The organism is Amycolatopsis methanolica 239 (assembly GCF_000739085.1).
In the GTDB taxonomy this organism is placed as follows: domain Bacteria; phylum Actinomycetota; class Actinomycetes; order Mycobacteriales; family Pseudonocardiaceae; genus Amycolatopsis_E; species Amycolatopsis_E methanolica.
Window position 1 is genome coordinate 4,680,159 of the sequence record NZ_CP009110.1, and the last position, 21,890, is coordinate 4,702,048.

The 21,890-nt window shown below is 70.4% G+C and carries 21 protein-coding genes; 8 read left to right on the forward strand and 13 right to left on the reverse strand.

Translation table 11 applies throughout. The features are described from left to right. Positions 1 to 27: 27 nt before the first annotated feature. Positions 28 to 1,641 carry a class I adenylate-forming enzyme family protein gene (locus AMETH_RS22785; RefSeq protein WP_017983468.1) on the reverse strand — a complete coding sequence of 538 codons (1,614 nt, stop codon included), beginning with the start codon at positions 1,639 to 1,641 and terminating at the stop codon, positions 28 to 30. Positions 1,642 to 1,775: 134 nt separating this feature from the next. Further along, positions 1,776 to 2,576, reverse strand: coding sequence for an enoyl-CoA hydratase/isomerase family protein (locus tag AMETH_RS22790; RefSeq protein ID WP_017983469.1), 801 nt, complete (start codon positions 2,574 to 2,576; stop codon positions 1,776 to 1,778). Between the two features lie 118 nt (positions 2,577 to 2,694). Between AMETH_RS22790 and AMETH_RS22795 the strand changes: the two genes are divergently transcribed. The 6 genes from AMETH_RS22795 to AMETH_RS22820 are packed head-to-tail and all read left to right on the forward strand — an operon-like array spanning position 2,695 to position 9,422. Further along, the gene (locus tag AMETH_RS22795; RefSeq protein ID WP_017983470.1) at positions 2,695 to 3,924 is read left to right on the forward strand and encodes an acetyl-CoA C-acetyltransferase; all 1,230 of its coding nucleotides are present in this window, start codon (positions 2,695 to 2,697) and stop codon (positions 3,922 to 3,924) included. A gap of 32 nt (positions 3,925 to 3,956) precedes the next feature. Beyond that, positions 3,957 to 6,125 (forward strand): 3-hydroxyacyl-CoA dehydrogenase NAD-binding domain-containing protein, encoded by a 2,169-nt coding sequence (locus AMETH_RS22800; protein ID WP_017983471.1) that lies wholly within the window; start codon positions 3,957 to 3,959, stop codon positions 6,123 to 6,125. Next, on the forward strand, positions 6,122 to 6,982 hold the full coding sequence (locus AMETH_RS22805) for an SDR family oxidoreductase (RefSeq protein WP_017983472.1): 861 nt from the start codon (positions 6,122 to 6,124) through the stop codon (positions 6,980 to 6,982). The genes AMETH_RS22800 and AMETH_RS22805 overlap by 4 nt, the downstream gene beginning before the upstream one ends. Beyond that, complete coding sequence (locus AMETH_RS22810; RefSeq protein ID WP_017983473.1) at positions 6,979 to 8,130, forward strand: acyl-CoA dehydrogenase family protein; 1,152 nt, start codon at positions 6,979 to 6,981, stop codon at positions 8,128 to 8,130. Before AMETH_RS22805 ends, AMETH_RS22810 begins: the two co-directional genes overlap by 4 nt. 10 nt (positions 8,131 to 8,140) lie before the next feature. Further along, positions 8,141 to 8,947, forward strand: a complete 807-nt coding sequence (locus AMETH_RS22815; protein WP_017983474.1) for an enoyl-CoA hydratase/isomerase family protein — start codon at positions 8,141 to 8,143, stop codon at positions 8,945 to 8,947. Then, positions 8,940 to 9,422, forward strand: coding sequence for a nuclear transport factor 2 family protein (locus tag AMETH_RS22820; protein WP_017983475.1), 483 nt, complete (start codon positions 8,940 to 8,942; stop codon positions 9,420 to 9,422). The genes AMETH_RS22815 and AMETH_RS22820 overlap by 8 nt, the downstream gene beginning before the upstream one ends. A 97-nt stretch (positions 9,423 to 9,519) precedes the next feature. Here the strand turns inward: AMETH_RS22820 and AMETH_RS22825 are convergent, their stop codons facing one another. Next, entirely contained in the window at positions 9,520 to 10,425 is a 906-nt protein-coding gene (locus tag AMETH_RS22825) for an IS5 family transposase (protein ID WP_026153428.1), read from the reverse strand. A gap of 145 nt (positions 10,426 to 10,570) precedes the next feature. Here AMETH_RS22825 and AMETH_RS22830 point away from each other — a divergent pair, with 145 nt between their 5' ends. Continuing rightward, on the forward strand, positions 10,571 to 11,539 hold the full coding sequence (locus AMETH_RS22830) for an NADPH:quinone oxidoreductase family protein (protein ID WP_026153277.1): 969 nt from the start codon (positions 10,571 to 10,573) through the stop codon (positions 11,537 to 11,539). 15 nt (positions 11,540 to 11,554) lie between these two features. On the opposite strand, the gene AMETH_RS22835 is transcribed toward AMETH_RS22830, so the two are convergent. From AMETH_RS22835 to AMETH_RS22875, 9 genes are all read right to left on the reverse strand, one after another. Further along, a complete protein-coding gene (locus AMETH_RS22835; protein ID WP_017983478.1) occupies positions 11,555 to 12,775 on the reverse strand; it encodes an NAD(P)/FAD-dependent oxidoreductase in 1,221 nt (406 codons plus the stop codon). 16 nt (positions 12,776 to 12,791) lie between these two features. After that, complete coding sequence (locus AMETH_RS22840) at positions 12,792 to 12,983, reverse strand: ferredoxin (RefSeq protein WP_017983479.1); 192 nt, start codon at positions 12,981 to 12,983, stop codon at positions 12,792 to 12,794. A gap of 83 nt (positions 12,984 to 13,066) precedes the next feature. Then, a complete protein-coding gene (locus AMETH_RS22845) occupies positions 13,067 to 14,452 on the reverse strand; it encodes an aldehyde dehydrogenase family protein (RefSeq protein ID WP_017983480.1) in 1,386 nt (461 codons plus the stop codon). After that, complete coding sequence (locus AMETH_RS22850) at positions 14,449 to 15,993, reverse strand: acyl-CoA synthetase (RefSeq protein ID WP_017983481.1); 1,545 nt, start codon at positions 15,991 to 15,993, stop codon at positions 14,449 to 14,451. The genes AMETH_RS22845 and AMETH_RS22850 overlap by 4 nt, the downstream gene beginning before the upstream one ends. 18 nt (positions 15,994 to 16,011) lie before the next feature. Further along, positions 16,012 to 16,536 carry an RNA polymerase sigma factor gene (locus tag AMETH_RS22855; protein WP_017983482.1) on the reverse strand — a complete coding sequence of 175 codons (525 nt, stop codon included), beginning with the start codon at positions 16,534 to 16,536 and terminating at the stop codon, positions 16,012 to 16,014. Continuing rightward, entirely contained in the window at positions 16,533 to 17,624 is a 1,092-nt protein-coding gene (locus AMETH_RS22860) for an ABC transporter ATP-binding protein (protein ID WP_017983483.1), read from the reverse strand. Before AMETH_RS22860 ends, AMETH_RS22855 begins: the two co-directional genes overlap by 4 nt. A gap of 50 nt (positions 17,625 to 17,674) precedes the next feature. After that, complete coding sequence (locus AMETH_RS22865) at positions 17,675 to 18,946, reverse strand: cytochrome P450 (protein WP_017983484.1); 1,272 nt, start codon at positions 18,944 to 18,946, stop codon at positions 17,675 to 17,677. 11 nt (positions 18,947 to 18,957) lie between these two features. Further along, positions 18,958 to 19,368 (reverse strand): SCP2 sterol-binding domain-containing protein, encoded by a 411-nt coding sequence (locus AMETH_RS22870; RefSeq protein WP_017983485.1) that lies wholly within the window; start codon positions 19,366 to 19,368, stop codon positions 18,958 to 18,960. A gap of 51 nt (positions 19,369 to 19,419) precedes the next feature. After that, positions 19,420 to 20,208, reverse strand: a complete 789-nt coding sequence (locus AMETH_RS22875) for a coniferyl-alcohol dehydrogenase (RefSeq protein ID WP_017983486.1) — start codon at positions 20,206 to 20,208, stop codon at positions 19,420 to 19,422. A gap of 385 nt (positions 20,209 to 20,593) precedes the next feature. On the opposite strand from AMETH_RS22875, the gene AMETH_RS22880 reads away from it, so the two are divergent. Continuing rightward, positions 20,594 to 21,184, forward strand: coding sequence for a TetR/AcrR family transcriptional regulator (locus AMETH_RS22880; protein ID WP_017983487.1), 591 nt, complete (start codon positions 20,594 to 20,596; stop codon positions 21,182 to 21,184). Between the two features lie 56 nt (positions 21,185 to 21,240). Here AMETH_RS22880 and AMETH_RS22885 read toward each other — a convergent pair whose 3' ends face one another. After that, positions 21,241 to 21,879, reverse strand: a complete 639-nt coding sequence (locus tag AMETH_RS22885) for a hypothetical protein (protein WP_017983488.1) — start codon at positions 21,877 to 21,879, stop codon at positions 21,241 to 21,243. Between the last annotated feature and the right edge of the window lie 11 nt (positions 21,880 to 21,890).

The following is a 21,890-nucleotide window of genomic DNA, read 5'->3' on the forward strand; positions in this document are numbered from 1 at the left end:
CACTGTCCTCTTTCGATGGTGTTTCGGTTACTGCGAAGCGAGGTCGCCGAGTTCGGCGAGCCGGTGCTTCTGGATCTTCCCGGTGGCGCTGCGCGGGATCTCCCGCACCACGTGCCATTCGACCGGGATCTTCTGCTTGGCAAGTCGTTGCCGTTCCAGGTGCTCGATCAGCGGTTGCGAGCCCGGCCAGATCACCCCCGGCCGCAGCACGAGCCACGCGCCGGCCACCTCCCCCAGCCTCGGGTCGGGCACGGCGGTCACCGCGACCGACTCGACGTCCGGGTGAGACGCGATAGCCAGTTCGATGTCCATTGTGGAGAACTTTTCCCCACCGCGGTTGACGATGTCCTTGCTGCGCCCGGTCATGCGCACCCAGCCCTGCTCGTCCACCAGGCCGACGTCGCCGGGGTAGAACCAGCCGTCGTCGTCGATCTGCTCCTTGGTGAGCGCGGGATCGGTGTAGCCGGACAGCAGCTGCGGGCCGCGGATGCGCAGCTCGCCCACGGTGCCCACCGGCAGCACCGCGCGGTCGTCGTCGATGGCCTGGATCTCCAGTCCGGGGAGCAGCCTGCCGTCCCAGTCCCGCCTGCGCTCCAGCGGATCGTCCGCCGCGGCGATCGCGCACACGCCCGCCGTCTCGGTCATGCCGTACGCGCGGACCACCGAGATCCCCACCCCGGCCGCGCGATCGACCAGCGCGCCCGGAATCGCCGCACCGGCGCAAGCGTACGTCGGCAACCGGTGTCCGGGGGCGACCCCGCGCTCGTAGCGTTCGACCAGGTCGGATACGAACACGGTGGCGCCCATCATGAGCGACACCCGCTCCCGCTCGATGAGCTCGACCGCCTCGTCCGGCTGCCAGCCGCGCGTGATCACCGACCGTCCACCCAGGAACGCGGGGAACACCACGCCCGCGACGAAACCGCCGAGGTGCGACAGCGGCGTCGCGGCGAGGGTCACGGTGCGCTCGCCCGCTCCGAGAGCCTCGCGGAAGTTCCGCAGGTGCGCGAACAACGCCTGGCTGGACAGCAGCGCACCCTTGGGCGCCGAGGTGGTCCCGGAGGTGTAGAGCAACAGGGCCGGTTCATGTGCGGGCAGCGATTCCGGCAGCTCCACTCCGGACACCGGCTCCGCGGCGACCGGCTCCCACCCCTCGCGGGCGCCGCCCACAAGGTACTTGACCGCCGGACGCAGCCCGAGCTCGCCGAGCAGCGCGTCGGTTTCCTCCGCAGGGCGGCGGGCACCCAGCTCCGCGCTGACCACGATCGCCGCGGGGCGGCAGTCGGCGAGGATCCGGCGCATCTCGTGCTCGCGGTAGATCGGCACGACCGGCACGTCGATCGCGCCGATGCGGAACGCCGCCACCTGCAGCACCAGCGCCTCCAGGCAGTTGGGCAGCTGCACGAGCACCCGGTCACGCGGGCGGACGCCGCGCCGGACGAGGTCGGCGCCGACCGCGGCGGTCCACCCGTCGAACTCGGCGTAGGTGACGCGCCTGCCCTCGAAGCAGAACAGTTCGCGGTCGGGGTGGCTTGCCGCCCGCGCGGGCAGCAGGTCGCCGATCCGCTCGGCTGTCCACAGACCGGTCGCCCGGTACCCGGCGTGCCGGTACTGCGCCCGCACTTCCGATACCGTCGTCATCGACGCGCTCCTTCCTCCGCCCGGGTCCGCGCCCGGCCACCCGCCAAGCTACCTAGTTAATATTCACTAAGGAAGCCCCGTGGCGCCGGTGCTTCTTGACCGGAAACGCCGCCTCACCGGCGACGGTTTGCCGGTCAGGACTCCAGGCGCTCCGTGGCCTTGCTCCGGCCCGACCGCAGGGCCGCGAGCCCGTCGGAGAGCCTGCGAGTGAACAAGCCGCGCTGGATGAGGTCGGCGGTGACGCGCAGTTCGTAGGCGGTGGCGCCGATGTGGTCCATGTTCCCCGCCCGCAGCGCGACCTCCTTGAGCACCGTCGTCAGCTCAGCACCCGCCTCGGCGATGTGCCGCGCCAGCCGCATCCCGCTCTCCCGCACGGTGCCGACGGGCACCACCTCGTCGACGAGACCGACCCGCAGCGCCTCGGCGGCGTCGATCGGGTCGCCGGTGAACAGCATCCGGCGGGCGCGCTGGCCGCCGACCTTGCGCAGCATGCCGTGGTAGAAGCCGTTCATCCCGTACTTGACCTGCGTGGAACCGAACGCGGCGTTCTCGGCGGCCACGGTGATGTCGCACATGTTCGCCAGGTCCATCCCGTACCCGGGCGCCACGCCCGCGACCGCCGCGACGGTGGGTTTGCGATAGTCGTAGACGGTCGTCATCAACTTGCAGGCCAGGTCGTTGAACCGGGTCAGCTCGTCCCCGGAAACCGACTCCAGGACGTCGAGCGCCCAGCCCGCGCAGAAGTAGTCCTCGTTGCCGACGAGCAGGACGGCCGCCACACAGTCGTCCTCAGCCCACCCGTCGAGCGCCGCGATGATCTCGCGATGCAGCTCCCACCCGAGCGCGTTGCGCTTCTCCGGGTGGTTGAGCTGGATCACGCCGACCCCGTCCTCGACCGACGTGATCAGGTACCGGTGGGCGGACGTCTTCGTCACGATTGCTTCCTTCCGTTCAGCCGAGGCCGTCTCCGCAGCGCGGCTTGCCTAGTGAATATTAACTAGTTTAGTCTCCCGGTCAACCCCGTACTCGGCTCACGCCCGGAAGGAACCCGCGATGTCCACCTCACCCGCGATACCGGAGGCGTTCGTCTACGACGCCATCCGCACCCCCCGTGGCCGCGGCAAGAGCACCGGATCGCTGCACACGATCAAGCCGGTCTCGCTCGTCGTCGGCCTCATCGGCGAACTGCGCGCCCGCCACCCGGACCTCGACCCGGCCGCGATCGACGACCTCGTGCTGGGCATCGTGTCCCCGGTCGGCGACCAGGGCTCGGTCCTGCCCCGCACGGCCGCGATGGCCGCAGGCCTGCCCGACACCGTCTCCGGGGTCCAGCTGAACCGGTTCTGCGGATCCGGCCTGGAAGCCGTCAACACCGCCGCGCAGAAGGTCCGCTCCGGCTGGGACCGCCTGGTGATCGCGGGCGGTGTCGAATCGATGTCGCGGCTGCCGCTGGGGGCCGACGGCGGCGCGTGGATGAACGACCCGGAGACCAACCTGGCGACGTCGTTCGTCCCGCAGGGTGTCAGCGCCGACCTCATCGCCACGATCGAGGGCTTCACCCGCGACACCGTCGACGGCTACGCCGAACGCTCGCAGCGGCTCGCCGCGCAGGCCTGGTCCGGTGGCTACTTCGCCAAATCGGTCGTCCCGGTGCGCGACCGCAACGGCGTGACCGTCCTCGACCACGACGAGCACATGCGGCCGGACACGACCGCGGAGTCACTGGCCGGCCTCAAGCCCTCCTTCGCCGCGCTCGGCGAGCAGGGTGGGTTCGACGCGGTGGCGCTGCAGCGCTACCACTGGGTCGAGCGCATCGACCACGTCCACCACGCTGGCAACTCCTCCGGCATCGTCGACGGTGCCGCGCTCGTGCTGATCGGCGACGAGCGGGCCGGGGTCGAGCACGGTCTCACCCCGCGCGGCCGGATCGTCGCGACCGCGACCTCCGGCGCCGACTCCACGATCATGCTGACCGGGCCGATCCCGGCCACGCGCAAGCTGCTCGCACACACCGGACTGTCCATCGAGGACATCGACCTGTTCGAGATCAACGAGGCCTTCGCCGCGGTCCCGCTCAAGTACGCCAAGGACCTCGGCATCCCGATGGACAAGGTCAACGTCAACGGCGGCGCCATCGCGATGGGCCACCCGCTCGGCGCCACCGGCGCGATGCTCGTCGGCACCGCACTCGACGAACTGGAGCGGCGTCAGGCCCGGCGCGCGGTGGTCACGCTCTGCATCGGAGGCGGCATGGGCGTGGCCACGCTCGTCGAGCGCCTGTGACCCCCGACCGATCCGCACCCGAGGAGAACCCGATGAGCCACGACCACCCGATGTTCCGCTGGGAAACCGGCGCCGACGGCATCGTCACCGTCACGATGGACGATCCGGACCAGTCCGCGAACACCATGAACGACCGGTTCCGCCGGGAACTGCCCGCACTGGTCGACCACCTGTACGCCGAACGCGACTCGATAACCGGCGTGATCGTCACCTCGGCGAAGAAGACCTTCTTCGCCGGTGGCGACCTGGGCATGATGATGCGCGCCACCGAGGACCAGGTCGAGGAGATCACCGGCCTGCTGGACGCGATCAAGGCGCCGCTGCGGCGGCTGGAGATCCTCGGCAGGCCGGTTGTCGCCGCGATCAACGGCGCCGCGCTCGGTGGCGGCTACGAGATCGCGCTGGCCTGCCACCACCGCATCGTGCTGGACGTGCCCGGTGCGACCGTGGGCCTGCCCGAGGTGACGCTGGGTCTGCTGCCCGGCGGCGGGGGCACCACCCGCACGGTGCGCATGTTCGGGCTGCGCACCGCGCTGCAGGAGATCCTGCTGACCGGCCGGAAGTTCCGTCCCGCGGCGGCGCTGGAAACGGGGCTCGTCGACGCCGTCGCCGCCACGCCGGACGAACTGCTGGCCGCGGCGCGCGCGTGGATCGCGGCCAACCCCGAACCCGCGCAACCGTGGGACCGCCCCGGTCACCGCATCCCGGGCGGCACCCCGTCGAGTCCCGCACTCGCCACCGTGCTGCCGTCGCTGCCCGCGGTGCTGCGCAAGCAGACCAACGGCTCCCCCGCGCCCGCCCCGCGCAACGTGCTCGCCGCCGCGGTCGAGGGCGCGCAGGTCGACTTCGACAATGCGCTGGTGATCGAGTCGCGGTACTGCGCCGAGCTGATCTGCGGCCGGATCTCGGCGAACATCATCAAGTCGATGTTCTTCGACATGCAGGCGATCAACCGCGGCGCGGGCAGGCCGGACGGGTATCCCGAGTACCGCGCGCGGAAGCTGGTCGTCCTCGGCGCGGGCATGATGGGCGCCGGAATCGCCCACGTGGCGGCGAAAGCCGGCGTGCAGGTCGTCCTCAAGGACGTGACGCGCGAGGCGGCCGAACGGGGCAAGGGCTACAGCGCGAAGATCCTGGACAAAGCCGTGGCGCGGGGCACCACCACACCGCAGCGGCGGGAGGAGATCCTGGCCCGGATCACGCCGACCGCCGACACCGCCGACGCCGAGGACGCCGACCTGCTCATCGAGGCCGTGTTCGAGGACCCGGCGCTGAAGAAGACCGTCATCGCCGAGACCGCGAAGTACCTGACCCCGGACGCGCTGCTGGGCTCCAACACCTCGACCCTGCCGATCACCGATCTCGCCGAGGGGGCCGACCGACCGGAGGACTTCATCGGGCTGCACTTCTTCTCCCCCGTCGACAAGATGGCGCTGCTCGAGATCGTGGTCGGCGAGAAGACCGGTGACGCCGCGCTGGCCAAGGCGATCGACTTCGCCCGCCAGATCGGCAAAACCCCGATCGTCGTCAACGACAGCCGGGGCTTTTTCACCAGCCGGGTGATCCTGGAGTTCGTCAACGAGGCCATCGCGCTGGTCGGTGAGGGCGTGCCCGCCGCGTCGGTCGAGCAGGCGGCCACCCAGGCCGGGTACCCGGTCGGCGCGCTCGCGCTCGTCGACGAACTGACGCTGACGCTCATGCGCAAGATCCGGGAGGAGACCGTCGCCGGTCACCGGGCGGCGGGCATCGACAAACCGGTCCACCCCGCGGCCGCGGTGATCGACGCGATGATCGACGAGCACGACCGCAAGGGCCGCGCGGCCGGCGCTGGGTTCTACGACTACGCCGACGGCCGCAAGCAGGGCCTGTGGCCGGGCCTGCGCGCGGCCTTCGGCGGCACGAACACCGACATCCCGCTGATCGACATGCAGGAGCGGATGCTGTTCGCCGAAGCGCTGGACACCGTGCGATGCTTCGACGAGAACGTGCTGCGCTCCGTCGCTGACGCCAACATCGGGTCGATCCTCGGCATCGGCTTTCCCGCCTGGACCGGCGGGGTCATCCAGTACATCAACTCCTACCGGGGCGGCCTGCCCGGCTTCGTCGCCAGGGCACGCGAACTGGCCGCGCGCTACGGCGACCGGTTCACCCCGCCGGAATCCCTCGTCCGCAAGGCGGAGAACGGAGAGGACTACCAGTGACCACACAGGACACGGCACGACCGCTGGCCGGGCGCACCATCCTGATGTCGGGCGGCAGCCGCGGCATCGGGCTGGCGATCGCTACCCGCGCGGCGCGCGACGGCGCGAACGTCGTGCTGCTGGCCAAGACCGCCGAACCGGACCCGCGGCTGCCCGGCACCGTGCACACCGCCGTCGAGGAGATCCAGGCCGCCGGTGGCAAGGGGCTCGCGGTGGTCGGCGACGTGCGCCGGGAAGAGGACGTGGCCCGCGCGGTCGAGCAGGCGGTGGCCCGGTTCGGCGGCATCGACGTCGTGGTCAACAACGCCTCGGCGATCACGTTGTCCCCCCTGGGCAAGCTGTCGCTCAAGCGGTACGACCTGATGCTCGACATCAACGTGCGCGGCACGTTCGCGCTCACCAGCGCCGCGCTGCCGCACCTGTACGCATCGGACAACCCGCACGTGCTGACGCTGTCCCCGCCGCTGAACCCGGACCCCGTCTGGCTGCACCGGCACGCGCCCTACACCATCAGCAAGTACGGCATGACCATGCTGACCCTGGGCCTGGCTGGGCAGGAACACCCGCGCCCGATCGCGGCGAACTGCCTGTGGCCGCGCACGACGATCGCGACCGCCGCGGTGCAGAACATCGTCGGCGGTGACGCGGCGATGGCGGTGTCGCGCCGCCCGGAGATCATGGCCGACGCCGCGCACGCCATCCTCGCCCGCGACGCCGCGGAGTGCACCGGCACCTGCTTCATCGACGACGACGTGCTGCGCGCGCAGGGCGTCACCGACTTCAGCGGGTACCGCTACGGCGACGCCGCCGAATCCGACCTCAAGCCGGACCTGTTCCTGCCCGGAGGTGAACTGTGACCGGCACGCGCGGCGTGTACGACGCCGACCACGAGCTGTTCCGCGAAACCGTGCGCTCGTTCATCAAGTCCGAGGTCGCCCCGCACGACGAGGAGTGGGAGCGGCGCGGCATCGTCGACCGCGCCCTGTTCACCAAGGCGGGCGCCGCGGGACTGCTGATGTTCGGCACGCCCGAGGCGCACGGCGGCCCCGGCATCGACGACTGGCGGTTCAGCGCCGTCGTGGACGAGGAGTTCGGCCGGTCCGGGTTCGCCTCCGCCGGGTTGTCGATCGCCCTGCAGAACGACGTCGTCGGTCCCTACCTGCTCGACCTGACCGACGAGGAGCAGAAGGCGCGGTGGCTGCCCGGGATGACCTCGGGTGAGCTCGTCGGCGCGATCGCGATGACCGAACCCGGGACGGGCAGCGACCTCGCGGGCATCGCGACCCGCGCGGTCCGCGAGGGCGACCACTACGTGCTCAACGGGTCCAAGACGTTCATCTCCAACGGGCAGAACGCCGACCTCGTCGTGGTGGCCGCGCGCACCTCCGACGACAAGCACCGGGGACTGACCCTGCTGGTCGTCGAACGCGGCACACCGGGCTTCGAGCGCGGCCGCAACCTGGACAAGCTCGGCCTGCACGGTCAGGACACCAGCGAACTGCACTTCACCGACGTCCGGGTGCCGGTGGCCAACCGGCTCGGTGACGAAGGCCAGGGCTTCTTCCAGCTGATGCGCAACCTGCCTCAGGAACGACTCTCGCTGGCGGTCACCGCGGTGGCCTCCGCGGAGGGTGTGCTGGCCAGGACGATGGACTACGTCACGCAGCGGCGCGCGTTCGGCACCCCGGTCGGCAGCTTCCAGCACAGCCGTTTCCTCCTCGCCGAACTGCACACCGAGGTCGACATCGCCCGCGTGTTCGTGGACCACTGCGTCGCGCTGCACGCCCGCGGCGAGCTGACCGCCGTGCAGGCGGCGAAGGCGAAGTGGTGGTGCACCGAACTGCAGGTCCGCGTCGCCGACCGGTGCCTGCAGCTGCACGGCGGGTACGGCTACATGCGCGAGTACCCGGTCAGCCGCGCCTACACCGACGCCCGCATCCAGACCATCTACGGCGGGACGACCGAGATCATGAAGGAGATCATCGGCCGGGACCTCGGGCTGTGAGGAGCACACGATGACCCCACCGGTGACGCTCGAGGTGACCGACGGCGTCGCGCTCCTCGGGCTGGCCCGCCCGGAGCGGAACAACGCCGTCGACCTCCCGCTGGCCCGCGCGCTCCGCGACGCGGTGGCCGAGGTGGCGGCGACCCCGGACGTCGGGGCCGCCGTCCTGTTCGGCCACGGCGAGCAGTTCAGCGTCGGCGGCGACCTGTTGGCGTTCGCCGACGCCGAGGCGCCCGGGCAGTTCCTGGCCGAACTCGCCCGCACCGCGCACGAGGCCGTGCTGGGCCTGCGCTCGCTCACGGTGCCGGTGGTCGCTTCGGTGCAGGGAGCGTGCGCAGGCGCCGGGATCGGGTTCGCGCTCTCGGCCGACCTGGTGCTGGCCGAGCACACCGCGCGGTTCGTGGTCGCCTACACCGCGACGGGCCTGTCGCCCGACTGCGGGGTGTCCTGGGCGCTCACCCGCGCGCTCGGCCCGGCCAGGGCGAGCGATCTGATCCTCACCAACCGGAAGGTCGAGGGCACCGAGGCCGAACGCATCGGCCTCGTCTCGCGCGCGGTCGCACCCGGGACCGCGCGCGCGGAGGCCGTCCGGCTGGCCACGGCACTGGCCCGCGGGCCGCGTCGTGCGCTGGCCGCCTCCGCCGGACTGGTGCGCCGGGCGGTGAGCGAACCGCTGTCCGGGCACCTCGACGCCGAAGCCCGCTCCATCGCCGCGCTCATCGAGACACCCGACGGGCAGGAGGGCGTGCACGCATTCCTCGCCAAGCGGACACCCCGGTTCACCCACACCACCGCAGGAGCTGCCGATCATGACTGATGCCCACGACCCCGCGTTCCTCCGCCGGTTCGCCGACGACTGGCTCACGGCGTGGAACTCCCACGACACCGAGCAGGTGCTCGCGCTGCTGCACCCGCGCATCGAATGGGACGACACCGTGTTCTGGCCGGAGGTGATCCACGGCCGGGACGCGATGCGCACCTACGTCGACCGGATCTGGGCCGTGATGCCCGACGTCCGGTTCGAGGAGGTGCAGCTGTTCACCGCACCCGCGGACGGGCGCGCCCTGGTGCTGTTCCGGCAGGAGGGCAGCGGACCGCCGCAGCTGGATCCCGGCAAGCGGTTCAGCACCCACGGCTGCGACATCTTCCTCGGGTTCACCGACGGGTTGCTGTCGCGCTACCTCGCCCAGTACGAGATCACCGACATGATGCGGCAGCTCGGTGCGCTGCCGCCGCGCGAGGGCAAGGTCGGCGGCGCCTACCTGCTGTCGCTGATGTCGCGCAACCGCTGACGCCTCAGGGAGCCCCCGGCACGCGCCGGGGGCTCCTGCCGTCCGGAGTGGACGTAGGAGCGCTTGCCCGCGCGTGATCGCCCGCCTAGGGCCTGTTTCATAAGCGAGGTAGCCACTCGTTGATCGCGGCGATGTGGATTGTGGCTTCGTAGCGGACGGCGAGCTTGTCGTATCGGGTGGCGAGGGCTCGGTGACGTTTGAGGCGGTTGATCCCGCACTCGACCGCGTGTCGCTGTTTGTAGGTGTGCGGGTCGAAGGCTGGTGGCCGGCCACCGTCTGGTCCACGGTTGCGGCGATGCCGGATCTGATCAGCGGGCTGGGGGATGGTGCACGCGATCCCGCGCCTGCGCAGGTGGGCCCGGTTGGCGCGGGAACTGTAGGCCTTATCCGCCAGCACCCGATCCGGTCGGGTCCGGGCTTGTCCACCGCCGATTCGGGCGACCCGGATTCCGGCCAGTACCGCCTCGAACTCCGGGCTGTCCCCACGCTGCCCCGCCGTGACCAGCAGCGACAGCGGTTTCTGCCCCTGTTCAGTCGCCAGATGCAGCTTGGTGGTCCATCCACCCCGAGACCGGCCCAATGCGTGATCAGCGGGTTCGGGCGCGCCCACCCCACCCGGTGGTTCCTTCTGCACCTCACTCTCGGTCCGCGCGCCCGCCGCATGCTGATGCGCTCGGTTGATCGTGCTATCCACGCTCACGTCCCAGGTGATCACCCCAGCGGCGTCGGCCCTGCTCTGCAAGGCCGCCAGGATCACCGCCCACACACCCGCGCGCTGCCAGCGCCGGAACAACCCATAGACCGTCTGCCAGCACCCATACACCGGTGGGACATCGCGCCAGGGAGAGCCCACACGCACTCGCCACCGAATTCCGTCGAGGAGTTGACGCTTGGTCCACTTCGGTGGGCGACCCGGCTTCTGGCCGACCGGCAGCAGTGGTTCCAGCACCGCCCACTGCGCGTCGGTCAGATCGGCTCGCCCCGCCGCCGCTACGCTAGCCACGAGGTCTCCGGTGTTCTCGATCTTCTTAGTCGCTGATCGATCTACCGGAGACCTCACTTATTTGATCAACGACACGCCGCGACACCCACACTGCCGAAGACCTTCCCAGATCAGCGCATTGAAACAGGCCCTAGTGTGGATCGTCGTGAAAGCCCTTGTCGTGCACGGACTCGACGGCCCATCGGCGATCCGCTTCGACGACGTGGACGAACCACCGTCCGACGGGAAGGTGCTGATCGAGGTGCGCGCCGCGGGCGTGTGCTACCCCGACCTCCTGCTCACGCAGGGCCGCTACCAGGCCCGCGCGCAACCACCGTTCGTCCCCGGTTCCGAAGTGGCCGGGCTGGTGGTGCACGCCCCGGACGGCAGCGGGTTCAGCGCGGGCGACCGCGTGCAGGCCGTGGTCGGACTGGGCGCGTACGCGCAGCGCGTCGCCGTCGATCCCGGGGCGGTGTGGCGCCTTCCGGACGAGCTGGACTTCGCCGAGGGCGCGGCGTTGCTGGCCAACCACCAGACCGCCCACTTCGCGCTGCACCGGCGCGCCGGGCTCACCGCCGGTGAGACGGTGCTTGTGCTCGGGTCGGCGGGCGGCGTCGGTTCGGCCGCGGTCCAGGTGGCGACGGCGCTCGGCGCGCGGGTGATCGCCGGCGTGCACCGCCGCGGCGCCGACGAGTTCGTGCGCGGGCTCGGCTCCGACGGGATCGTCCCGCTGCACGACGGCTGGCTCGACCGCGTGCGGGAGGTCACCTCCGGCCGCGGTGTCGACGTGGTGGTGGACCCGGTGGGCGGTGCGCTGTTCGACGACGCGGTGCGTGCGCTGGCCCCGGAGGGGCGGTTGATCGTGCTCGGGTTCGCGGGCGGCGCCATCCCGCAGGTGAAGGTCAACCGGCTCCTGCTGCGCAACGTCAGCGTGGTCGGCGCGGGCTGGGGCGAGTTCCTGCGCACCCGGCCCCAGGCGCTGGCCGAGACGGCGCAGGCGCTCCAGGCGTTCGTCGCCCGCGGCCTGCGTCCTCCCGTCACCCGCCGCTTTCCGCTGGCAGAGGGCGCGCAGGCACTGCTCGACCTGGAAGCCGGGACGGTGCTGGGCAAGGCGGTGCTCGTCACCGAGGGGTGACGAGCACCGGCCGGATCACGCCTCGCGCCGGGCCCGCGCGAAGTCGAGCGCGTCGGCCCACGACGTGCGGCGCATGATCAGGCCGCGGTACTTCATGATCACCGACTGCCCGTTGACCGTCAGTGCGCCCACCAGGCGGTCGCCCTCCCGGTACAGCGCCACCTGTCGGCCACCGGCCGCACCGCTGCCGTCCTCGACCACCACGACCTCGTCGGCCGTGGGCACGCCGACGAACTGGATGCGGGTGTCGTACCAGTCCGACCAGAAGTAAGGCACCGTCTCGTACGGCCGGGCCGCGGACGGGTCGAGCGCGTTGCGCACCGCGGCGGCTCCCTGCTCCGCCGCGCTCGTCCAGTGTTCGAGGCGCATCGGCCGGTCGAACAGGGGGTTGTGCCAGCGCGCCACGTCACCGGCGGCGTACACCCCGGGCCCGCCGGTGGCCAGCGTCGCGTCGCACACCACCCCGTCGTCGAGCGTGACGCCGGAGCCCGCCAGCCACCCGGTCGCCGGTTGCGCGCCGACACCGACCACCACCAGGTCCGCCTCCACCGCGGTGCCGTCGGACAGGCGCACCCGCTCGACGCGTCCGTCGCCCTCGAAGCCCGCCACGCCGACACCGCAGCGCAGGTCCGTGCCGTTGGCGCGGTGCAGGGCGGCACAGCGCTGTCCCATCGCCTCGCCCACCGCGCGCACCAGCGGCGTGGGCATCGCCTCGACCACCGTGACCGGCAACCCGCGTTTGCGCGCACCCGAGGCGACCTCGGATCCGATGAAACCAGCGCCTACCACGACCGTGCGCGCGCCGGCGTCCAGTGCCGCGCGCACCGCACGCGCGTCGTCGAGGGTGCGCAACGTGTGCACGCCGGCGAGCCCGTCGGCGCCGGGCAGCGTCCGCGGACGCGCCCCGGTCGCGATCACCGCCACGTCATACGGGATCTCGTCACGGCCCACCACCACCGTCCGGGACGCGGTGTCCAAAGCGGACGCCGGTGTGCCCAGGCGGAGGTCGATGCCCAGCTCCCCGGTGAGGTGGTCCGCGGTGCGGAACCACGGCGTCACGGGATCACCCTCGTCGAGGTACGCCTTGGACAGCGGCGGCCGGTCGTAGGGCAGGTGGTCCTCCGCCCCGATCAGCGTCACCGGACCGCCGAACCCGGCCTTGCGGGCGGCCTCCACGGCGCGCAGCCCCGCCAGCGAGGCGCCGACGACGACGATCCGTTCCGGCGATGCACCCATGTCGCTTCCCCGGCTTTCAGTCGCGCAGCCGGAGCGCCTCGGTGGGGCACCCCGCGATCGCGGCCTCGACGTCGTCGCGCAGCCCGTCGGGGACCGTCGCCGCCTTCAGCACGAGCTCGCCGTTGTCGTCGACCTCGAAGACGTCGGGAGCAAGGGATTCGCAGATTCCCAGACTCGTGCACTTGGCCCTGTCGACGATGATCTCCACAGTGTTCCTCCTCGAGCGATCGCCACCGACATGACCGGGATCATTCAGCGGCGCTGACAAAATCGGTGAACCGGCCGCCGGCCTCAGAAGAACCGGCGGATGATCCGCATCTTGCTGTCCGTGTACGGCGGGTAGAGCAGCGACAGATCCGGGCGCGACGGTTTCGACACGACCGCCTTGCGGTGGCTGAACGTCTCGAAACCCCACCTGCCGTGGTAGCTGCCGATGCCGCTGTCACCGACGCCGCCGAACGGCAACTGCGGGGACATGCAGTGGAAGGCGAGGTGGTTGATCACCACGCCACCGGAACTGGTCCGGTCGAGCACCGCGCGGTGCTCACCGCGGCGACGGCTGAACAGGTAGGCCGCCAGCGGTTTCGGGCGGGCGTTGACGAACGCGATCGCCTCGTCCAGCGAGTCCACCGTCAGCACCGGCAGGATCGGCCCGAAGATCTCCTGGCCCATCAGGGCCGAATCCGGGTCGGGGTCGGCCACGACCGTCGGCTGGATCGCCGTGGCCGCGCGGTCCGCGCCGCCACCGATCACGACCTCGCCGCCCGACGTGCCGAGCAACCCGGCCAGCCGGGTGAACTGGCGCTCGTTGACCACCCGCATCCCCGACTCGTGGTCCCCGGCGCGGAACGTCCGCATCGTCGAGGCGAGCAGGTCCAGAAACTCGTCGCGCACCGCGCGCTCGACGAGCACGTAATCCGGCGCGATGCAGGTCTGCCCGGAGTTCATCAGTTTGAGCCAGGCGATCCGCCGCGCCGCGACCTCCAGATCTGCCGCGGCGGTGACGATCACCGGGCTCTTGCCGCCCAGTTCGAGCGTCACCGGCGTCAACCGCGCCGCCGCCGCGCGCATCACCTCCCGCCCGATCTCCGTGCCCCCGGTGAAGAACGCGTGGTCCAGACCCTGCGCGAGCAGGTCCTGCGTCACCTCCGCGTCCCCCTCCAGCACCGCGACGGCCTCCGGGTCGAGATAGCGCGGCAGGAGCTCGGCCAACGCCGCCGACGACCGCGGCGCGTGCTCGGACGGCTTGACCACGACGCAGTTGCCCGCGGCCAGCGCGCCGACCATCGGGCCGATCGTGAGGTAGAACGGGTAGTTCCACGGACCGATCACCAGCACCACGCCCAGCGGTTCGTACTGGAACCAGCCCCGTCCCGGCAGCGCGGTCAGGGGCAGCCCGGTGCGGCGCGGTCGCATCCACCGGCGCAACCGTTTGCGGGCGTGGACGACCTCGGCTTTCGTGGCCCCGATGTCGCCGATGAACGCCTCGGCGCTCGACCGCCCGAGATCGGCGGCCAATGCCGTGCGGATCTCGTCCTCCCGCTCGGCGAGCAGGCGTTCCAGCCCGCGCAGCTGCTCGATGCGCCACCGCGCGGAACGGGTGCGGCCGCTCGCGAACGTGGCGCGCAGGCGCGCCACGGCCGACGCCGGGCTCGTCTCGATCACGTCGACGCTCATCGCGCCGCTCCTTCCGTGGTGAACCGTTCCTTGAGCACCCGCTTGAGCAACTTGCCAGTCGGGGTGCGCGGCAGCTCCGCGGTGAACGTCACCGCACGGGGGGCCTTGTAGTGCGCGATCCTGTCGCGGACGTAGCCGATCAGCTCCTGTTCGAGCTCGGGTCCGGTCCGGACGCCCTGCGCCGGCTGCACGATCGCCTGGACCCGCTCCCCCATCTCCGGGTCGGGAACCCCGATGACCGCGACGTCGGCGACCAGCGGGTGCAAGGCCAGCGTGTCCTCGACCTCGCGCGGGTAGATGTTCACCCCACCAGAGATGATCATGAAGTCCTTGCGGTCGGACAGGTAGAGGAAACCGTCCTCGTCGACCCGTCCCACGTCGCCGACCGTGGTCCACGTCGGGTACCGGGGGTGCTGCGCCGAGCGGGTCTTCTCCGGATCGTTGTGGTACTCGAAGGGCAGCTCGTCGCGCTCGAAGTACACCAGGCCGTCCTGACCGGCCTCGACCTCGTCTCCCGACTCGTCGCAGATGTGGATCGTGCCGAGCATGCTGCGCCCGACCGAACCGGGCTTGGCCAGCCACTGCGGCGTGTCGATAAACGTGATGCCGTTGCCCTCTGTGGACCCGTAGTACTCGTGGACGATCGGGCCCCACCACTCGATCATCTTCCGCTTGACCTCGGGCGGGCACGGGGCCGCCGCGTGCACCACCAGGCGCAGCGTGGACACCGCGTACTTCTCCCGCACCGGCTCGGGCAGCTTCAGCATCCGCACGAACATCGTCGGCACCACCTGGGTGGCGGTCACGCCGAACCGTTCGACGGCGGCCAGGAAGCCTTCCGGGTCGAACCGTTCCATCATCACGACGGTCGCACCGAGCGAGTGCATCACGCCGGACCAGCGCAGCGGCGCCGCGTGGTACACCGGCGCGGGCGAGAGGTAGACGTCGTCGCTGGTGATCCCGTACATCGCGCCCAGCATGCCGACGATCGGGTCGCCCGGCTCGTCGATCGCGCGGGGCGGCAACGGCGGTTTCACGCCCTTCGGTTTGCCGGTGGTACCCGAGGAGTACAGCATCGCCGCACCGCTCGGCTGCGCGGGCAGCGACGGCTCCGCCGCGGCGATCGCGGCCTCGAACGAGTCGTAACCCGCGACCGGCCCGCCGAACGCGTGCCGGACCGCGACCTGGTCCGTGTACCTGCCGATCTCCTCCGCGAGCTCGGCCAGCCCCGCCGACACGACGAGCGCCTTGGCGCCGCTGTCCCGCAGGATGTAGATGACCTCGTCGGCGGACAGGTGCCGGTTCACGGCGGTGACGTAGAGCCCCGACCGCATCGCCGCCCAGTAGACGTCGAAGCATTCGAGCCGGTTGTCCGAAAGCAGCGCCACCACGTCACCGGGGCGCAGCCCCGCGTCGTGCAGCAGCCGGGCGAACCGCAGCGAGCGGTCGTCCAGTTCGCAGTAGGTCCGGACCGCGCCGGACTCCGCGATCACCACCGCCGGCTTGTCCGGCGTCCGCTGTGCGTGGGTGCCTGGGTACATGACTGTCTCTCCGGTGTGTCAGGACGCGATCGCGCCCGTGGTCAGGACCTCGCGGAGGCTGTGGATCCCGCGGTTCTGCAGCGCCCGCACCGCACCGGCGCTGCGCCGCATGGCCACCGAGGTCTCGGCGACCGTGCGCTCGTCGAAGTAGCGCATCGTGATGCACCGCGCCTGCTCGGCGTTGAGCCGGGACACGACGCGCCGCATCGAGGAACGCACCGCCTCCCGGCACACGAGCTCCGCGGGGTCGGGCGAACCGGAGGTCCACCGGAACTCGTCGAACGAGTCGGGCAGCGGGGCGTGGTAGCGGTGTCGCGCACTCTTGAGCTCATCGGCCAGGAGGTTGCGTGCGATCGTGACCAGCCACGCCCGGATCGGTGTGCCGCGGGCGACGTAGCTGCCGTAGCCGCGCAGGGCGCGGGCGAACGTCTCACTCGTCAGGTCCTCGGCCAGGTCCCGGTCCCTCGTGCGGTGGTGCAGGTACTGGAACACCGCCGCCCGGTGGGCCCGGTACACGCCGGCGAACGACTCGCGGTCGGTCATCCGAGTTCTCCCCGCGCGGGCAGGATGGCGGTGTCCTCCGCCGGGGACGTGGTGTGCCTGCCCACGGTGACCACGGAGCGTCGTGGGGTGACGCCGTAGCGGCGCTGCTCCTCCGGGGTGAGGGAGGCGATGATGCCCTCCTGGGCGGCCGGGGGCAGGGTGTGCAGGATCTTCATGACCCGGTCCTTGCGGCGGATCGCGCCCTGCCGCGTCGGCACGCCCGGCGTCGGCTGCATCTGGGCCGGGATGCCGGTGACGTCCTCCACGCCGCCGGCGTGGTGACCGGCCTCGAACATGGCCCGCTCGGCCGCGATCTGGGCGGAGTCCTTCTCCTCGGACATGCCGATCGGGCCGTCCATCCGCCCGCCCAGGAACTGCTTGACGACCGGCTCCTCGCTGGTCAGCAACACCTCGCGCGGCCCGAACATGACCAGCTCCTTGCGGAACAGCATGCCCAGGTTATCCGGCACCGTGCGGGCCAGGTTGATGTTGTGCGTGACGATCAGGAACGTCGCGTCGATCTGCGCGTTGACGTCGATGAACAGCTGCGAGATGTAGGTGGTGCGCACCGGGTCAAGACCCGAGTCCGGCTCGTCCACCAGAATGATCTCCGGGTCCAGCACCAGCGCCCGCGCCAGACCGGCGCGCTTGCGCATACCACCGGAAATCTCACCGGGGAGTTTCTTCTCCGCACCCGCCAGACCGGTCAGATCCAGCTTTTCCAGCACGATCCGGCGGATCTCGGTCTCGGACTTCTTCGTGTGCTCCCGAAGCGGGAACGCCACGTTGTCGAACAGAGTCATCGACCCGAACAACGCACCGTCCTGGAACAGCACCCCGAACAGCTTGCGCGTCTCGTACAGCTTGCGCTCGGAGCACGTCACGATGTCGACGCCGTTGACCACGCACCGCCCGCGCTCCGGTTTGAGCAGCCCGATCATGGACTTCAGGAACACCGACTTACCGGTACCCGACGGACCCAGCAGCGCGCTGACCTCTCCGGGCGGGAGGGTCAGGCTCACATCGCGCCAGATGTTCTGGCGCCCGAAGGACTTCGTCAGCCCCTCGATGACCACCTCAGCACCCATCGCACCTCCTTGTGCGCCAAACTCAGTTCAGCCGAACACCGCGCCCGCGCTCACCGTTCGGGGGTGAACACGCAGCGCTGCGACTTGATCCCGTTGATGAACGTGCTGGTCAGGTACTCCGGCTCGCCGTCGGCCCTGATGTCGGGCAACCGGGTGAGCAGCTCGGAGAAGATCAGCTTCAGCTGCGTCTTGGCCAGGTGGTTGCCCAGGCAGTAGTGCGGTCCCCGGCCACCGAACGCGACGTGCCGCCGGTTGTCCCGGGTGATGTCGAACGTGCCGGGCCGGTCGAAGGCCTCTTCGTCCCGGTTGCCTGAGCTGTAGAACATCACGACCTTGTCGCCCGCCTCGATGCGCTGCCCGGCCAGCTCGAACGGCTCCAGCGCGGTGCGCCGGAACGTCATCACCGGGCTCGCCCACCGCACGAACTCCTCGACGGCGCCGTCGATGCGGCCGTCGAAGTCCTCCATCAGCAGCCGCCGCTGGTCCGGGAACTCGGTCAGCGCGCGCAGCGTGTGCGTGGTCGTCTGCTTCGTCGTGTCGTTGCCCGCGACGCACAACAGCACGAAGAACGAGCGGATCTCGTCGTCGGTCAGCCGCGCACCGTCCACTTCGGCCTGGGTGAGCGCGGTGAGCAGGTCGTCGGCGGGCTTGGCCCGGCGCGCCTCGATCACGTCCTGGCAGACCCCGTGCAGCGTGGCGATGCCGTTGAGCATCGCCGTGGGGGCGTCGAGCCCGCCGGTGACCTCCTCGTCGTCCCACGAGATCATCAGGTTGGCCGCCTCGTGGACCTCGTCCCGGTTCTCCTCCGGGATGCCGATCATCTCCGAGATCGTCCACATCGGAAGCCGGGCCGACACGGCGGAGACGAACTCCACCTCGCCGAGCGGCGCGATCGCGTCGACGATGCGCCGCGCTTGGTTCGCGATCTGGTCCTGGATGAGCGCGAGCCGCTTCGGCGTGAAGGTGGAGCTGATCAGACGGCGCACCTTGCCGTGCCGCGGCGCGTCCATCGTCAGGATCGACGTGGCCATCTCGAGGATCTCCGAGGGCATGTCCTCGAAAGTCACCCCGCCGGTGGCGGACGAGAACACCTCGGCGTGCCTGCTCACCGTCACGATGTCGGCGTTGCGGACCACGGCCCAGTAACCCGCCTCGGCCTCGTTCACCTCGCCCATGAGTGGGCTGAACACGGGACGCTGCCAGGACACCGGCCGCTCACGCCGCAGCTGGGCGAACACCCGCTCCCGCTCGTGCGGGGGCCGGGCCCAGAACGCCATGTCGGAAATGTCGATCGTGTCGAACTCTCGCACTGTGGCGGTCATCGGGGATCTCCTCAGGACACGATGAGGTCGGTGCGGTTGTCCGCGGTGAGCATGTCGACGTAGACCGGGTAGAGGTCCTTCGTGATCGGGGCCAGCTTCAACAGCTGCGCGGCCGATCCGCCGATCTTGAGCTTCCCCTTCGCCAGCGCGAGGGGCAGGCTGACCTTGCCCTGCCAGTACCGGTTGGCGGTGTCGGAGGACATCGACAGCTCGGCGTCGGCGTCGACGAGCGCCTCCGCGCCGGTGAGCACCTTCTTGGCGACGAGGTCGACGGTGACCGCGGAATCCGGGTCGGTGAAGTTCATGCGCAGGACCATGCCCGTCGCAGCCAGTTTGGGCCCGATGTTCTCGTCCTGCAGCGCCCGTTCGAAGATGCCGCCGATGTAGGTGTTCACTTCGTCGACGGTGGCGAAGCCGGCCATTCTGATCACTCCTGTGTGGATCGTCGGTCTAGGGGAAAAACTGGGTGGCGGTCAGATCTCCGGTGCCGGAACCAGTCCGGACACCACGGCACCGCCGATCCCGCCGTCGGCGGGCAGGTTCACGCCGTTGACCCAGGAGGACACCGGCGAGGCGAGGAAGAGCACGGACGGGGCGATGTCGGCGGCGGTCGCGTGCCGCCCGACGAGGTCGCGGACCCCGTCCAGGTTCTCCTTGCCCATGGTCGCCTCGAAATCACCGAGGATCGGCGTCTGGACCGGGCCGGGGCTCACGGCGTTGATGCGCAGGCCCCGTTCGGCCAGCGCCAGCCCCATGGACATCACGTACACGGTGACGACTTCCTTGGAGAAGTTGTACGCGTTGCCCTGTATCGGGTTGTCGCGCAGCCAGGCGACACCCTCGTCGAAACCGTCCGTGGCGAGCAGGTCGCGGATCTGCTCGATGCGCTGTGGCCAGCCGAACCCCGCCATCGAGGCGACCGAGACGATCGAACCAGCGCGCTCGAGCCGGTCGAGGAACAACTCGGTGAGGTGCCGCTGCCCGAGGAAGTTCACCTTCATCACCACGTCCGCGGGCGCGGTGCCGGGCACGCCGGCGACGTTGCACAGCACGTTCCAGCCAGAACCGAGCTCGTCCACAGCGGACTCGATGCTCGCCGGATCGGTCAGGTCGCACTCGACGAACCGCTCGACCGGAACCTCCGGCGCCTTGAGGTCTAGGGCCGTGACCGCCGCGCCCCCGTCGGTAAGCCGGCGCGCGACCTCCGCGCCGATACCCGATGCCGCACCCGTCACGACGCAGCGCAGACCACGCACGTCCATCTTGTTCGTACCTCCCGGGGACTGTTCCGGCGCACCGAGAAGCACGAACGTGCGCCGGCGCACCGTCGACGACCGCGACGGGCACCGGTTGCCAAGCCGCGGGGATCGTCGGACGAAAAACCGCTGGTGCCGTGATCGGGCTCACCAGCGGCGCTCAGCCTAACATAAACGCTATTATGTGCAACAGACTTTTCCGGCGCCGGTCTGCGCGCTCCGCCCGCGGCAGCTTCCGGAGTTCACCGGACTGCTTAGCTCGATCGAACGACGACCTGCCGAGCGACGAGCAAGACCGTCACTTGTTGCAGCCAGAGATAATGCGTATTATGGAACCGTCAGGACCACGAGCCGGTGTCACCGGGGCACCGCAGTTTCGATCGGAGCCGCGGTGCCGACGTTAGTCACGCGCCAGGAGTACTTTGACAGCGCGATCGAAATCCTGTCCACGGAGGGGTTCCGTGGCGTGCAGGTGGTCAAGCTGTGCAAGGCCATGGGTGTCACCACCGGGTCGTTCTACAACTACTTCCGCAACCTCAAGGACTTCACGGCTCAGTTCCTGAAGTCCTGGCGGCAGAACCTCACCAAGCAGCTCATCGAAGCCGCCGAGCAGGTGGACGAACCGGGTGAGCGCCTGCGCAAGCTCACCGCGCTGGCGATGACAGTCCCGCACGAGGCTGAAGCCGCGATACGGGCGTGGAGCAAGGTCGATCCGATGGTGCTGGCCACCCAGCAGGAGGTCGACGAACTGCGCCTCGGGCTGATCCGCCGGGCCGTCCTGCTGGTCTCGCCGGACGATCCTCAGGCCGACCAGCTCGCGAACCTGGGGCTGAGCATCGTGGTGGGGATGCAGCAACTGCAGTCCCCGATCAACCTCGACGACCTCCGGTGGTCGCTCGACCAGTACGTCGACATGGTGCTCGCGCGCGCCGCACAGCGAGCGGGCGGCAAGCGGTCGAAGCCCACGCGCGCCTGGAACTAACCGGCACTGACCGGCCGCGCTGCCCCGGGTTCACCGGGGCAGCGCGGCCGGTCACGTCACAGCGGCGTCAGGTTGGTGATCAGCCAGCGGTCGCCGTCCCGGATCAGCGAGACCTGCACGCGACTGCCCGTCAGCTGCGGGCCCTGCAGGTTCTTGCTCGTCGTCGTCTGGTTGACGAACAACAGGGTTTCGGCCGCATCCGGCGTCGCGGAGATCACCGAGGCCCGCGCGACGCTGGCGTTCGTCGCCGTCTGCTGGTCGATCGCGGTGGCCCGCACGGTGCCGGTCATCAGGTCCTGGTACCGCTGCTTGAAGTCACCCGTGAGCAGGCCAGTCGCCTTCGCCACGTCGTCGTCGAAGGTCTGGAAGTGGTACGACAGCATGGTCGTCACGCCCGCGCGGGCCGCGTCCGTCGCGGCACCCCGTGCGTCCTCCTCCGCGGTCTGGCGCTGTCGCAGCACCGTGCCCGCGGTGACCGCCGCCGCCAGGAGCACCGCCAGCACCGCGAGCACGGTCAGCGTCAGCACCGGCCGCCGCAGCGGACCGCGCACCGCGGCACCCGCCCACCGCGCCGGCACGCGCACCAGCGCCCGGAGCGGGCGGCGGCGGGGTTCCGGTGTCCGCTCCCCCGGTTCGGTGTCCTCGTGCGGGGTGGTCAGCTCGTCGGTGTCCCCGGCGATGGTGTCCGTCGTCATCGATGGCGCTC